The sequence below is a fragment of the Arthrobacter sp. AG258 genome (assembly GCF_004364695.1).
In the GTDB taxonomy this organism is placed as follows: Bacteria; Actinomycetota; Actinomycetes; order Actinomycetales; family Micrococcaceae; genus Arthrobacter.
The window spans coordinates 39,218-51,932 of the sequence record NZ_SOBI01000008.1 but is presented as its reverse complement, the minus strand read 5'-3'; the positions used below and the strand labels follow the sequence as shown (position 1 = coordinate 51,932).

The 12,715-nt window shown below is 66.8% G+C and carries 14 protein-coding genes; 8 read left to right on the top strand and 6 right to left on the bottom strand.

All coding sequences use genetic code 11. The annotated features are described in order from the left end of the window. The first annotated feature begins 24 nt into the window (after nucleotides 1–24). Both DFO47_RS16545 and DFO47_RS16540 read left to right on the top strand, forming a co-directional pair. Entirely contained in the window at nucleotides 25–330 is a 306-nt protein-coding gene (locus DFO47_RS16545; RefSeq protein ID WP_109864191.1) for a hypothetical protein, read from the top strand. After that, nucleotides 327–1,700, top strand: a complete 1,374-nt coding sequence (locus DFO47_RS16540) for a hypothetical protein (protein WP_243835515.1) — start codon at nucleotides 327–329, stop codon at nucleotides 1,698–1,700. The genes DFO47_RS16545 and DFO47_RS16540 overlap by 4 nt, the downstream gene beginning before the upstream one ends. Nucleotide 1,701: 1 nt before the next feature. Here DFO47_RS16540 and DFO47_RS16535 read toward each other — a convergent pair whose 3' ends face one another. Together DFO47_RS16535 and DFO47_RS16530 are read right to left on the bottom strand one after the other, a co-directional pair. Further along, nucleotides 1,702–2,601 (bottom strand): hypothetical protein, encoded by a 900-nt coding sequence (locus tag DFO47_RS16535; RefSeq protein WP_243835513.1) that lies wholly within the window; start codon nucleotides 2,599–2,601, stop codon nucleotides 1,702–1,704. 195 nt (nucleotides 2,602–2,796) lie between these two features. Continuing rightward, entirely contained in the window at nucleotides 2,797–3,222 is a 426-nt protein-coding gene (locus DFO47_RS16530) for a phage holin family protein (RefSeq protein WP_018763694.1), read from the bottom strand. Between the two features lie 105 nt (nucleotides 3,223–3,327). On the opposite strand from DFO47_RS16530, the gene DFO47_RS16525 reads away from it, so the two are divergent. The 5 genes from DFO47_RS16525 (at nucleotide 3,328) to DFO47_RS16505 (ending at nucleotide 8,898) form a co-directional block, all read left to right on the top strand. Further along, complete coding sequence (locus DFO47_RS16525; protein WP_133832360.1) at nucleotides 3,328–4,446, top strand: histidinol-phosphate transaminase; 1,119 nt, start codon at nucleotides 3,328–3,330, stop codon at nucleotides 4,444–4,446. A gap of 150 nt (nucleotides 4,447–4,596) precedes the next feature. After that, nucleotides 4,597–5,829: a pyruvate dehydrogenase (acetyl-transferring) E1 component subunit alpha gene (gene pdhA, locus DFO47_RS16520; RefSeq protein ID WP_133832359.1), complete on the top strand. Its 1,233-nt coding sequence runs from the start codon at nucleotides 4,597–4,599 to the stop codon at nucleotides 5,827–5,829. Continuing rightward, entirely contained in the window at nucleotides 5,829–6,809 is a 981-nt protein-coding gene (locus DFO47_RS16515) for an alpha-ketoacid dehydrogenase subunit beta (RefSeq protein WP_018763691.1), read from the top strand. Before pdhA ends, DFO47_RS16515 begins: the two co-directional genes overlap by 1 nt. 7 nt (nucleotides 6,810–6,816) lie before the next feature. Further along, nucleotides 6,817–8,277, top strand: a complete 1,461-nt coding sequence (locus DFO47_RS16510) for a dihydrolipoamide acetyltransferase family protein (protein WP_133832358.1) — start codon at nucleotides 6,817–6,819, stop codon at nucleotides 8,275–8,277. 3 nt (nucleotides 8,278–8,280) lie between these two features. Then, nucleotides 8,281–8,898, top strand: a complete 618-nt coding sequence (locus DFO47_RS16505) for a phosphatase PAP2 family protein (RefSeq protein ID WP_018763689.1) — start codon at nucleotides 8,281–8,283, stop codon at nucleotides 8,896–8,898. Between the two features lie 39 nt (nucleotides 8,899–8,937). Here DFO47_RS16505 and DFO47_RS16500 read toward each other — a convergent pair whose 3' ends face one another. The 4 genes from DFO47_RS16500 to DFO47_RS16485 all read right to left on the bottom strand — a co-directional run bounded on the left by DFO47_RS16500 (nucleotide 8,938) and on the right by DFO47_RS16485 (nucleotide 11,896). Then, nucleotides 8,938–9,273, bottom strand: coding sequence for a hypothetical protein (locus DFO47_RS16500; protein WP_018763688.1), 336 nt, complete (start codon nucleotides 9,271–9,273; stop codon nucleotides 8,938–8,940). 156 nt (nucleotides 9,274–9,429) lie between these two features. Beyond that, on the bottom strand, nucleotides 9,430–9,858 hold the full coding sequence (locus DFO47_RS16495) for a universal stress protein (protein ID WP_018763687.1): 429 nt from the start codon (nucleotides 9,856–9,858) through the stop codon (nucleotides 9,430–9,432). Between the two features lie 44 nt (nucleotides 9,859–9,902). Beyond that, nucleotides 9,903–11,195 (bottom strand): PLP-dependent aminotransferase family protein, encoded by a 1,293-nt coding sequence (locus tag DFO47_RS16490; protein WP_133832357.1) that lies wholly within the window; start codon nucleotides 11,193–11,195, stop codon nucleotides 9,903–9,905. Between the two features lie 143 nt (nucleotides 11,196–11,338). Then, nucleotides 11,339–11,896: an NADPH-dependent FMN reductase gene (locus DFO47_RS16485; protein ID WP_018763685.1), complete on the bottom strand. Its 558-nt coding sequence runs from the start codon at nucleotides 11,894–11,896 to the stop codon at nucleotides 11,339–11,341. A 148-nt stretch (nucleotides 11,897–12,044) separates the two neighbouring features. Between DFO47_RS16485 and DFO47_RS16480 the strand changes: the two genes are divergently transcribed. After that, the gene (locus tag DFO47_RS16480) at nucleotides 12,045–12,629 is read left to right on the top strand and encodes a TetR/AcrR family transcriptional regulator (RefSeq protein WP_109864196.1); all 585 of its coding nucleotides are present in this window, start codon (nucleotides 12,045–12,047) and stop codon (nucleotides 12,627–12,629) included. Nucleotides 12,630–12,715: the final 86 nt, after the last annotated feature.

Genomic DNA, 12,715 nt, shown 5'->3' with positions numbered 1-12,715 from the left:
CCGGAAGGCAGGGTAGGAGAGGGCATGGGGAACGATGTGACGGAGGGGATTTGGGGCAGTGCGCAGCGCACCGGCGGCGAGCTCCAGCAACTGACAGGCCGGATCGCGGGCTGTGAGGGCCGGGTGGAACAGGTCTTGGCAGGTATCCGCGACACCCAGCTGCTCACCTGGGAGTCGCCGGCGGGCCGCGCCTACCGGGATGCGCTTTCAGTGCAGGCTGCCGCGTTGCGTTCGGCAGTCAGGTGGCTGGAGGACGCCAGGCAAGCGGTGGGCCGCCGTGCGGGCGAGCAGGTTCCCCTGCTCCCCACCGGTTCGGGGTGGCCGGGATGACTACAGACTTTCCGCCCGGCTCCGAGGGCATCAGGCTGTCCCGCTCCTCGAGGGACGGGGACCTGACGGTGCGCGGCGGGGTCGGCGGCATCAGCGTTCAGCTCGAGGAACTGACAAGCGGCGCACGCAGGATTGATGACCTTGCCGGAGATCTCCTGGACGCGGAGGTGGAGATGGGGCGTGTCCTGGACGACCTCTGCATGTTCGACCATCAGCCCCCGTGGTCAGATGCGCCGCACGTGGGGGCTGTGCGGGAAGGCCACTTCCGGCTTCGCACTGTGCGCAGCGGGATGCAGGAACTTGCCGCCCATGTTCGGGCCTGCGTGCGTGACTACGCTGACGCCGAGCACTGGGCCGCAGCGGGCCGGCGGATTGGTATCAACTGGTCCAGCGACGCCGGACCTTCCCTCGAACTCATGACCCAAGCCCGCGCGGTGGACCGTTCCGCGATGGAATCGATCATCGTGGGCCTGGGACTTGGGGCGCCGGAAATGCAAAAGGTCATCGACAATGCGCCCCATGCCAGGGACCTGGTCCTGAAGCTCTTTGCCGGGAACGCGGTCCCACGGGCCATCTCTGTTCGGCAGGAGGAATCAGTGCGTGTTGACCTTGATACCTCACCGGCCGGTCTCCTGGAACAGATCCGCCTCATCGATGCCCGCGGGGCCGGTTTTATCGAGGTCATCCAGGTCAATAACGGCGGTCAAAAGACGTTTGTCGTCGTGATTCCGGGTACCCAGTCCGCCGGAAAGTACGCCGGCGGTTCAAACCCTTTCGATGAGGCCGGCATCGCCGAGGGAATGCTCTACGACTCCGAGCAGATCAACGCTGCCGTGCTGCAGGCACTGGCTGCCGCCGGGGCCGAACCAGGAGCACCCGTGGTGGCGGTGGGATACAGCCAGGGTGGCATCCACGCCATGAACTTTGCCTCCGACCCGCGGGTTGGGCAGGAATACGACGTGAGGTATGTGCTGACGGCAGGGTCGCCGGTGGCGGGGATCAGCGTTGACGAAAAGATTTCGGCCCTGCACCTGGAGCACCAGGCCGATTGGGTTCCGGGCGCGGACGGTGCGGCGAACCCCGAAACCCGCAATCGCGTTACCGTCTCCCTCGACACCCCGCTCCGTGAGGTGCAGGGCGAGGGCGCCCTCGGGCTGGGCCACGGCTTGGCCGGTTACCAGGAAGGTGCGCGGCTGGTCTCGGCAAGCAGCGATCCCTCACTCGTCAGGTCCACCGCAGCTTTGGGCGGCGTCTTGGGAGCAGGCGGGGTTGCCACTGCCACGCGGTTTTCCTTGACCCGGGCAAAAGCGCCATCATCCCTGGTTCCCCCTGATGCCCGCGCCAGGGAGCGACACCTCGGCGGCCGCTGAATCACGCGATCTGGGCGGCGTGCATCGCGGCGTAGGCATCAAGCGGGGCCGGGTCCGGCGGCGGGACCGGCAGCGGAGCCGCGGGGGCGGGGGCCGCGCCGGGGCACCGGTAGTTGTAGTCGAGGTCCCCGTCAGTGAACTGCGTGAGGGCAACCATGCCGCCTGGCGTGAGGGGTGCTTCCCCGCACAGCTCCCGCGCCGTGGAGGTGGATTCCGCACCCGCCAGCCAGCTCTTGAGCCCGGAGAGGTTGCTTCCCGGATTGATGGCGCCGACGATTTCGCCGAATTGATATGCCGTGGAGTAGATCCCCACCTCTGCCCCCGCGCTTTGCAGGTACGCCGCCATGCCTTCCAGTTCGGCGGCGTTGGCGGCCTTGTCCCAGAGCCAGCTGTTTCCGGTTTCAACGTCCAGCCACCACGTACGCCGCTCCCCGCCGCCCGCTTCCTTCAGGATCGCCACGTCATTGAGGGCCATGGCGTACCCGTGGACATAGGCGCAGGCTGGCGATGCCGAGCCGTCGCACCCTCCGTAGGGGTTCCCGACGTCCTTGCCCTGGTACGTGTTGCCCGCCGGCCACCACAAGGGTTCCACCGGCCCGGTGGCGGCGGTGTTCACGTACACCGCCGCCGGAGTTCCTGCGGTGGCATCGGAGGTGCGCTCCGCCCAGGCCAATTGGGCGGACAGGCAGGGATTGGCCGTGTCCGGGCGCCCGCCGTTGACCCCCACGATCGCAAAGGCCGGCGGTCCGGGAAGGTCGCCGCCGCATTGCGGCCAGGAGATGTCGTTGCCGAGCGCGGCCCCGTCGGCAGGGGCGGCCCCTGCTGTGACTGCCCCTTGTGCCGGGCCCGCCTGCCAGGCGAACAGCAGGCAGGCGGCAACCATGATTCTTATGGCCCTCACTGATGGCCCCCGTTCCAGTAACTGACAGCAACGGGCCGCACGGCGGCCCAACTGGCAGCAGCCTAGGAGGCCGGGTCCCGCGGGTCATGGGTGGCCGGTACTGCAATTTCAGAGCGGTTCAGAGGACGCGCACCTGCCGAGTACTTGGTTCGGGGCGTATTCCTACTTGGGCGGGAAGGTCCCGGACGGCCGGAATCAGCGCCGGCGGCCCGGCAGGATGCCCGCCACCATGGAGACCAGGGAGATGATGATGGCGGCCAGCACCGCGGTCCAGAAGAAGGAATCAATGGTGAGGTGTACGGGGGTGTAACTGCTGATCCATGCTGTCAGGTAGAGCATGGCGGCGTTGATGACGATGGCGAACAGGCCAAGCGTCAGGATGGTGATGGGCAGGGCCAGGAGCCTTACCAATGGCCGCACGAATGCGTTGACCACCCCGAAGATGAGGCCGATGAAGAGATAGGCCAGGACAATCCCGATGGTGCCGGTATCCTGCGATATCCCGGACCGTGCCACCGCATCGGACGTCGCGGTGCTTGAGATGTCCATTCCCGGCAGTATCCAACTGGCCACCCAGAGGGCTGCTGCGTTGACGATGACGCGAAGGATGAAGGAACCCATGCCACCATGCTTCCACATGGTCAGGGGCGCCGGCTTGCAGTGCGGGCGTGGATTTCCGGGTTTGCCTCCCGGGTGCCCCCGGCACCCGCGAAGTAGGCTGGAACCATGACCTCATCTGAGACCAGGGAAGGCGGAATAGCGCCGCGCCCGGTGCTGGACCGGCTGCCCCGTTATGCCGCAGGAAAACCGCCCGCCGCCGTCAGCGGACTGGCCAGCTATAAGTTGTCATCAAACGAGAACCCGCTGCCGCCGATCCCTGCGGTGCTGGAGGCCATTGCCCGGCAGGATGACTTCAACCGGTATCCGGATCCCCTGAGCAGCAAGCTGAGGGCAGCACTTGCCGAATTCCTTGGCGTACCGGCCGAGGACATCGTGACCGGCGCGGGAAGCCTGGGGGCCCTGGGCCAGATCCTTGCGGCCTTTGCCGGTCAGAATGAGGACGGCAAGGCCGACGAGGTGATCTATGCGTGGCGGTCTTTCGAGGCCTACCCCATCAGCGTCGGCCTTGCAGGTGCGGAAAGTGTGCGCATCCCCGTGCTGCCGGACGGCCGGCATGACCTGGACGCCATGGCCGCTGCAGTCACAGCCCGCACCAGGGTCATCATCCTCTGCACGCCCAACAATCCCACCGGGCCCGCCCTCACGGCGGCCGAGACTGAGGCCTTCATCCGGTCCGTTCCCGCCGATGTGGTGGTGGTGATCGACGAGGCCTACCAGGAGTTCGTCAGGGCGGCAGGCGCCGTCGACGGGATCGACCTCTACCGCAAATACCCCAATGTCGTCGTGCTCCGGACGTTCTCCAAGGCCCATGGCCTGGCAGGACTCCGGGTCGGCTACAGCGTGTCCCATCCCCAGCTGACCCAGTACCTTCGCATCGCAGCAACGCCCTTTGCGGTGTCCCAAATTGCGGAGCGTGCGGCCATTGTTTCGCTCGAGAACTATGGCCAGGTTGTGGAAAGGGTACAAAAGCTCGTCGACGAGAGGGAGCGTGTCACCGCTGGCCTGCGGGATCTGGGCTGGGATATTCCCGATGCGCAGGGCAACTTCGTATGGCTGGCCCTGGGCGCCGAAAGTGCTGCGTTTGCGGAGCTGGCAGGCTCGCGTGCCCTCTCCGTGCGGGCGTTTCCCGGCGAAGGCGTAAGGGTAAGTATCGGGGAGGTTGAAGCCAACACGCGTTTCCTCCAGTTGTGTGCCGACTATACAAAGGCACCGGCCAGTTCCTAGCACTTAACAAGTAGCCCTTCCGCTACCTACCGAAGATAAAGTTAGGATCAGTAAGCCAATGTATATGCCGCAAGCGGAATGTATTCCATGTGCGGCATATATCCCAGCGACATTTGCATTGCATCCGGATGCGGCAAGCAAGGAGACGGTATGGGCACTCATCTGCCTTCCACCGAGTTCGACGGAACAGCGGTAGACGACCAGCGGGAAGCTGATGCTGAGGCTGTCTTGGGCGAGCCCGCGGCCCCCATGGTCCAGCTGCTCGGCCCCGATGGGAAGCTCGGCGCCGATCCGGTGTTCAGCAGGTATGCGGACAAGCTCACCCCCGAAGCGCTGCGCGGCCTGTACGCCGACATGGCCGCGATCCGCCGGTTCGACGTTGAAGCCACAGCCCTGCAGCGCCAGGGCCAGCTGGCATTGTGGGTGCCGCTCACGGGCCAGGAAGCTGCGCAGATCGGCTCGGGCCGTGCCAGTCAGCCGCAGGACTACATCTTCCCCACGTACCGTGAGCACGGCGTCGCCCTGACCCGCAACGTGGACCTTGCCGAACTCCTGCGCCAGTTCCGCGGAGTCTCCAACGGCGGCTGGAACCCCAAGGACACCAACTTCCACCTGTACACGCTGGTCCTGGCCGCACAGACCCTCCATGCCGTTGGCTATGCGATGGGAATCCAGCGCGACCAGAAGCTCGCCGCCGCAACCGATGGCGCAGGCAAGGAGCCGGACGCCGCCGTGATCGCCTACTTCGGCGACGGCGCCAGCTCCGAAGGCGACGTCCACGAATCAATGGTGTTCGCCTCTTCCTACAACGCCCCGGTGGTCTTCTTCTGCCAGAACAACCACTGGGCCATTTCCGTGCCCACCAACGTCCAGACCCGGGTCCCGCTCTCCAACCGCGCCAAGGGGTATGGCTTCCCGGGCATCCGGGTGGACGGCAACGACGTGATCGCCGTGCACGCGGTCACCGAGTGGGCGCTGGAGCACGCCCGCCAGGGCAAGGGGCCGGTCCTGATCGAGGCCTTCACATACCGGGTGGGAGCGCATACCACCGCCGACGATCCCACCAAGTACCGCCAGTCTGCCGAAGAGGACGCGTGGCGGGCGAAGGATCCGCTGGCGCGGCTGGAGAAGTACCTGCGCGCCGAGGGCCTGGCGGCTGACGACTTCTTCGCCAAGGTCAAGGCCGACGGCGACGAGCTCGCCTCCTACGTCCGGCGCACCGCCCACGACCTTCAGGACCCGGACATCCGGCAGGCTTTCGCCAACGTCTATGCCGAGGCCCACCCGCTGGTGGCCGAGGAACTGGCGTGGTTCGAGGAATACAGCGCAGGATTTGCCGGCGAGGACGAGTCCGCCGGGCAGGCAGCAAAGGCAGGCCACTGATGACCACCATGACCATCGCGAAGGCCATCAACGAAGGCCTCCGCGCCACGCTGGCGGCCAACCCCAAGTCGCTCCTGATGGGCGAGGACATCGGCCCCCTCGGCGGGGTCTACCGGGTAACGGACGGGCTGATCGGCGAATTCGGCCCCGACCGGGTCGTGGACACGCCGCTGGCCGAGTCCGGGATCATCGGCACCGCGATAGGCCTTGCCCTGCGCGGGTACAGCCCGGTATGCGAGATCCAGTTCGACGGCTTCGTTTTCCCCGGCTTCAACCAGATCACCACCCAGCTGGCCAAGATCCATTCGCGCAGCAGCGGCAACCTCAGCGTGCCCGTCGTCATCCGGATCCCCTACGGCGGCGGCATCGGCTCCATCGAGCACCACTCCGAGTCTCCCGAGGCGCTGTTCGCGCACACGGCCGGCCTGCGCATCATCACCCCGTCCAACCCGCATGACGCCTACTGGATGATCCAGCAGGCCGTGGAGTGCAAGGATCCGGTGATCATCTTCGAACCCAAGCGGCGCTACTGGCTCAAGGGCGACGTTGACGTCCAGGCCCCCGGCCCCTCCGCGGACCCCTTCAAGGCCCACGTCCTCCGCGAGGGAACGGACGCCACCGTGGTCGCATATGGCCCCCTGGTGCCCGTTGCCCTGGCGGCCGCGAATGCCGCGGAGGAGGACGGCAGGAGCCTTGAGGTCATCGACCTCCGGTCCATTTCCCCGATCGACTTCGACACCGTCACCGCGTCCGTCCTGAAGACCGGCCGGCTGATCGTCGCGCACGAGGCTCCCACGTTCGGCGGAGTGGGCGGCGAGATCGCCGCCAGGATCAGCGAGCGGGCGTTCCACTCCCTGGAGGCGCCGGTAATCCGCGTCGGCGGTTTCCACATGCCGTACCCCGTTGCCAAGGTGGAGGAAGACTACCTTCCGGACATCGACCGCATCCTGGAGGCGCTGGACCGCGCCCTCTCCTACTGAGGACACCATGACCCTTAACAAGTTCAACCTGCCGGACGTCGGCGAGGGCCTTACCGAGGCTGAAATCGTTTCCTGGAAGGTCAAGCCGGGCGACGCCGTCGCCATTAACGACGTGATCTGCGAGATCGAAACCGCGAAGTCGATCGTGGAACTGCCGTCCCCCTTCGCCGGGACCGTCAGCGAGCTGCTGGTGGCGGAGGGCGTGACCGTTGACGTCGGCACGGCCATCATCAGCGTCAGCGACGAAGTCGCCGGCGACCCCACTCCTGCCGATGTCCGCGCGCCGGAGCCCCCGGCGCAGCCGCTGTACGGCAAGCTCCCGGTGGACGCGGCAGAAGAGCCGACGGCGGCCGGCAGCGGGAGCTCCCCGGCCAATGCTCCCTTGGTGGGCTCCGGACCCAAGGCCGACGCCGTCAAGCGGCGCCCCCGCAAGAACGCACCCGCCGCCTCGGTGACGGTAAACGCTCCCGAAGTTGAGCCGGTGCAGCCGCGGACGCCAGCCGAGGTGACCGGCAGCGAAACTGCCGCCGTGGACAACCGCCCCACCCTTGGCGGCACCATCACGGGCCTGGTCAACCGGGTCCTGGCCAAGCCGCCGGTCCGCAAGATCGCCCGCGACCTCGGCATCGACCTCGCGGATGTGGTGGCCACCGGTTCCCGCGGCGAGGTCACGCGCGAGGACCTGGTCAGCTACCAGGCGCAGCGCGATGCGGAACTGGACAAGGCTGACGGCTTCTGGGGCAAGGCCGGCAAGCCACAGGACCAGCGCATCGAGCGTATCCCGGTCAAGGGTGTCCGCAAGGCCACGGCCAAGGCGATGGTGGAGTCTGCTTTCGCGGCCCCGCACGTCAGCATCTTCGTGGACGTCGACGCCAGCCGCACCATGGAATTCGTCAAGCGGCTCAAGGCCTCCCGCGATTTTGACGGCATCAGGGTATCCCCGCTCCTCATCCTCGCCAAGGCCGTTATCTGGGCCGCCGCCCGCAACCCCAGCGTGAACGCATCGTGGGTGGACAACGGCGACGGCAGCGCCGAGATCCAGGTCAAGCACTTCATGAACCTGGGCATTGCCGCCGCCACCCCGCGCGGATTGATGGTCCCGAACATCAAGAACGCCCAGGACCTGTCGCTGAAGGAACTGGCCCTGGCGCTGAACAACCTGGCCACCACCGCCCGGGCAGGGAAAACCCAGCCCGCGGAAATGCAGGGCGGCACGCTCACGGTCACCAACATCGGGGCACTGGGCATCGACACGGGAACGCCCATCATCAACCCGGGTGAGGTGGCCATCGTCGCGTTCGGCACCATCAAGCAGAAGCCGTGGGTCCTGGATGGCGAGGTGATTCCGCGCTGGATCACCACGCTGGGCGGATCCTTTGACCACCGTGTGGTGGACGGTGATTTGTCCGCCCGCTTCATGGCCGACGTCGCGGCCATCCTGGAAGAGCCCGCGCTCCTCCTGGACTAGGCCGTGCCCGTCAACACCGTGCCGCTGCGGGCGAAGAACCGCGCGGCCACCTGGATCACGGAGGTGTTCCAGCCGCCGGTGGTGGTCAGCATCCAGCTGTTGATCAGCCCGCTGGCCGAGCCGGGATTTCCGGGAACCATCGGCTACGGTGCACTCGCGGCGTTGTTTGTCTGCGTGCTGCCGCTGGCGGTGCTGCTGGTCCTGGTCCGGCTGGGCAAGGTCACGGACCACCATGTAAGCGACCGCAAGCAGCGCGCGCCCGTGCTCCTGATGGCATTGGCATGCATCGCCGTCGGACTGCTGGTCCTGGCAGCGGCAGGTGCGCCGCACAGCGTGGTTGCCATGGTCCTGGCGGTGGTGGGCGGCGTGGCGGTGTTGGCCGCGGTCAGCCTGTTCTGGAAAATGAGCGGCCATGCCGCTGCCATATCTTGCGCCGCCGTCGTATCGGTGCTGATGCTCGGCGCCGCCTGGGCGCCGTTGCTGGTGCTGGTTCCGGCGGTCTGCTGGTCGCGCGTTGTGCTTCGGGCGCATACGCTGCCCCAGGTGGTGGCCGGTGCACTCTTTGGCGGGGTGGTGATGGCCGGGATCTGGTGGCTGCTGCGGGGCTGGCTGGTGGGCTGAATGCCCGTCCCGGGGTACGGGGAAGTACGGCGCGCGGGCCTAGTAGGCGGCGTAGGCCGTGAAGGCTTCAAGGACGGCCGGGTCGGCGCTGGTGCCGAGGAAGACGGTTGCGGCCGTCATCAGGCCTCCCAACAGGGCTGCTGCACCTGCCCAGGCGCTGAGGAGTTTCCAGTCTTCGCGCAGGACGCTGCGCACGGTCTGCGGCAGCTGCAGTCCGGGGGCGATCAGGTTGGGAGCGCTGTCCAGGCTGCCGTCGTCGAGCAGTGCCACCACCCTGCCGTTGCTGCGGTCCACCCGCATTGAGGAGATGTGGTTCCCGTGGCGGGCCAGGAGGATGTCGTGGCCGACGAGCTGACGGCGCTGCAGAGTAATCAAGGGAGGCCTTTGCTGGAGGTGAATGGACGTGTCCACGCCTTTGGGGGCCTCTCCAATTTTATCGTTGCAGACCGTGCCGGGCCGCCGTTTCGGCGGTGAGAACGGACACCCCCCGCAGCGATGTCCGCCACCACGGGGAGTGTCCGCCGTTACGCTTCAGTCGGCGTCGTAGGTGTTGGCGATGTAGACATCGCAGGGCGCGTTGTGCGCCACGCTGTTGGCCACGCTGCCCAGTACCCGGCCGATTCCGTGCATCCGCCGGTTCCCCACCACAATCATGCGTGCGTCCACGCGCAGGGCTTCCTTGATGAGGGCGTCCGCCGGCCGTCCGCGCGCGGCCGAGTACGTCACCGTGACATCCCGGCCCAGGGATTCCGCCACCGTGCGGGCAACCTGTTCGGCGGCATCGGCGTCGGACACGATCCAGCGGTCGCTGCCGCTGCCGAACACCTCAGTCTTGTCGCTGTCGAACGCGGACACCACGTGCAGCGAGCTGCCCAGCGCCGCGGCCAGGTCCTTTGCCGACTCGGCCGCTTTCTTTGCCGTTGCGCTGCCGTCGACCCCTACAACGATGATTCCACCCATATGCATGCTCCCTTGCTCGGTTTTCGGCACTCGTGAGCCTTACGCTACAGCGCCGCAATCGCTTCCTGAAGCACCGGCGCCAATCGGCGGACGCCTTCCGCGATGGCGTCCGGGGGGACAGCGCTGAAGGCGAGCCGCAGCTTGTTGGACGGCTCGTCCGACGGCGTGAAGGCGGCTCCGGGGATGAACACCACGCCGGCGTCGATCGCCTTGTGCAGCAGCGGGTAGGTGTCCACGCCCTGGGGCAGCGTCACCCAGACGAAGAACCCGCCCTGCGGGCTGGTCCAGGTGGTTCCGGCCGGCATGTATTCCTCGAGGGCGGCCAGCATGGCCCGGCACCGTTCGGCGTAGAGGACCCGGTAGGTTTCGATCTGGCCCTTCCAGTCGTACTCGCGCAGGTACGCGGAGACCAGCATCTGGTTCAGGGCCGGCGGGCAGAGGGTGACGGACTCGGCGGCCAGGTAGTAGCGCCGCTGCAGGTGTTCAGGGACCAGTGCCCAGCCGATCCGCAGGCCCGGGGCGAAGATCTTGGAGAACGAGCCCAGATAGATGACGTCGTCGGGATTGGCGGCGCGCAGGGGTGCCAGCGGTTCGCCCTCGAAGCGGAGGAGTCCGTAGGGGTTGTCCTCGAGCACAAGGATATTCGCTCTGCGGCATATATCCACCACCTGCTGCCGGCGCTCCTTGGCCAGCGTGATGCCGGAGGGGTTGTTGAAGTTGGGAATTGTGTACAGGAACTTGATGCTTTTGCCGGCGAGCTGGAGGGCCGCGATCCGGGCTTCCAGCAGCTCCGGGACCAAGCCGTACTGGTCCATCTCCACCGTTTCCACCTGGACCTGGTAGGCCTCGAACGTATTGAGCGCCCCGACGTAGGTGGGGTCCTCCACCAGGACGACGTCGCCGGGATTGCAGAAGAGCTTGGTGGCCACGTCCTGTGCCGACTGCGAGCCTGCGGTAATCACCACGTTCCGGGGGTTCGCGTCCAGGATGCCCTCCGCGGCCATGACCTCGCAGATCTGTTCCCGGAGCTCCTCCGTGCCCTGGCCCGCCCCGTATTGAAGCGCGGTCAACCCGTCGTTGGCGATGATCGCGGCCGCCGTTTCCGCCAGACGTTCCAGCGGGAGCGACTGCAGGTAGGGGCTGCCGCCGGCCAGCGAGACCAGGCCGGGGCGCAGCGAAATGTCGAAGACATCCCGGACGGCTGACTGGCGGATGTTGGCAGCCCGTTCGGAGAAGAGCTCCTCGTGGCGGTGTGCCGAGGTGGCGGCACGCTCGATCGCATCGATGGCCTCCGAGGGCAGCGTGCCGGCGGACGCGTCAAGTGTTTCGTGGGTCACAGAGCCAGAATACAACCAGCTGTTGCTTGAAAGGCAACAGCTGTTGATTCCTTATTTACGGGCGCGGGATGTGGAACCCCAGGAGACGCCGGTGCCCGGCACGCGTGATGCGTACCGGGCACTGAAAAGGATGCCGGGCCGTCTTATGCCGCCGGGGTGGAGGCGGCGAGGGAGTCGAAGATGCCCTTGATCTGTTCCACGATCTCTGCGTCGTCCTTGGGGTGGACTTCGGCGAAGCGGACCATGGAGCCCGGCACGGCAAGCTTGACGTCCTCCAGGACGCGGGCGCCGGCGATGCCGGCGGCCTTGCGTGCTTCGTCCTGGGCCCAGACGCCGCCGTACTGGCCAAAAGCGGTCCCGACGACGGCGGTCGGCTTGCCTGCCAGCGCGCCGGCGCCGAAGGGGCGGGACAGCCAGTCGATGGCGTTCTTCAGCGTTGCGGGAACGGTGCCGTTGTATTCCGGCGTGACCAGCAGGACACTGTCGGCCTCCTCGGCTGCGGCGCGCAGGGCGGCGGCCGCGGCCGGCACCTCGCCTTCGACGTCGATGTCCTCGTTGTAGAAGGGGATGTTGCCCAGGCTCTCGTGGATCACAACGTCCACCTGCTCCGGTGCGTTGAGTTGGATCGCTTCCGCCAGCTTCTGGTTGGTTGACTCGGCGCGAAGGCTGCCGACGAGGGTCAGTACGGTGCTCTTGCTCATGGGAACTCCTGGCTAGGGGCGCGGCGGGGGCCGCGATCGGACAGAGGTCAGGCTCAGGGGAGCCTTCACCAGACTAAACGGACCGCGGTCCGCTTATATTCCCCATGGCTACACTGTCTTTGTGAGTTCCATACCAGTGCGGCCGGGTATGACGCCGGTGACGGCCGCGGAACGCAGCGATGCTGCCCGCAACCGGGAGCGCCTCCTGCTCGCTGCCCGCGACCTGATCGAACAGGGGGGCGCCGCGGCGCTCACCATGGACCGCCTGGCGGAACACGCCGGAGTGGGCAAGGGGACGGTCTTCCGGCGTTTTGGGAGCCGCGCGGGACTCATGCTGACGCTGTTGAACGACTCCGAGGCCGCGTTCCAGGCCCGATTCCTGTTTGGGCCGCCGCCCCTGGGGCCGGGCGCCGCGCCTATGGACCGGCTGATTGCTTTCGGTACCGAAAGGATCGCCTATGTGGTCGAGTACGGGGACTTGGTCCTGGCTGCTGGAAACGCCTCCCGGGGCAGGTTCGAAGTTCCGGCGGTGGCCCTCTGGAACCAGCATGTGGAAATGCTGCTGCGCGCCGGTGGCGTCGAGTCCCGGGAGCCGGGGCTGCTGGCCGGTTCCCTGACGGCGACCCTCGACCCTGAGCGGCTCCTGCACCTCATCCGGGAGCACGGCGTCACGAGCGAGCGCCTGGCCGCATCGTGGTCCGAACTTGTCACACGGGTGGCGGGGTCGGCGTAGATTACGCGGAGGAAAGCCCTTTCGTCCAGTCAAGCCAACTTCACAGAACTATTCATAACGATCTGATACGGCCCGCGGTATTTCGG

Bases quoted from the DNA above. Each gene is read 5' to 3' on its own strand.
- DFO47_RS16530 (WP_018763694.1), bottom strand. From the start codon at position 3,222: ATGGGTTCCTTCATCCTTCGCGTCATCGTCAACGCAGCAGCCCTCTGG.
- DFO47_RS16495 (WP_018763687.1), bottom strand. From the start codon at position 9,858: ATGGGTGGAATCATCGTTGTAGGGGTCGACGGCAGCGCAACGGCAAAG.
- pdhA (WP_133832359.1), top strand. From the start codon at position 4,597: ATGGGCACTCATCTGCCTTCCACCGAGTTCGACGGAACAGCGGTAGAC.
- DFO47_RS16515 (WP_018763691.1), top strand. From the start codon at position 5,829: ATGACCACCATGACCATCGCGAAGGCCATCAACGAAGGCCTCCGCGCC.
- DFO47_RS16480 (WP_109864196.1), top strand. From the start codon at position 12,045: ATGACGCCGGTGACGGCCGCGGAACGCAGCGATGCTGCCCGCAACCGG.
- DFO47_RS16540 (WP_243835515.1), top strand. From the start codon at position 327: ATGACTACAGACTTTCCGCCCGGCTCCGAGGGCATCAGGCTGTCCCGC.
- DFO47_RS16510 (WP_133832358.1), top strand. From the start codon at position 6,817: ATGACCCTTAACAAGTTCAACCTGCCGGACGTCGGCGAGGGCCTTACC.
- DFO47_RS16545 (WP_109864191.1), top strand. From the start codon at position 25: ATGGGGAACGATGTGACGGAGGGGATTTGGGGCAGTGCGCAGCGCACC.
- DFO47_RS16485 (WP_018763685.1), bottom strand. From the start codon at position 11,896: ATGAGCAAGAGCACCGTACTGACCCTCGTCGGCAGCCTTCGCGCCGAG.
- DFO47_RS16525 (WP_133832360.1), top strand. From the start codon at position 3,328: ATGACCTCATCTGAGACCAGGGAAGGCGGAATAGCGCCGCGCCCGGTG.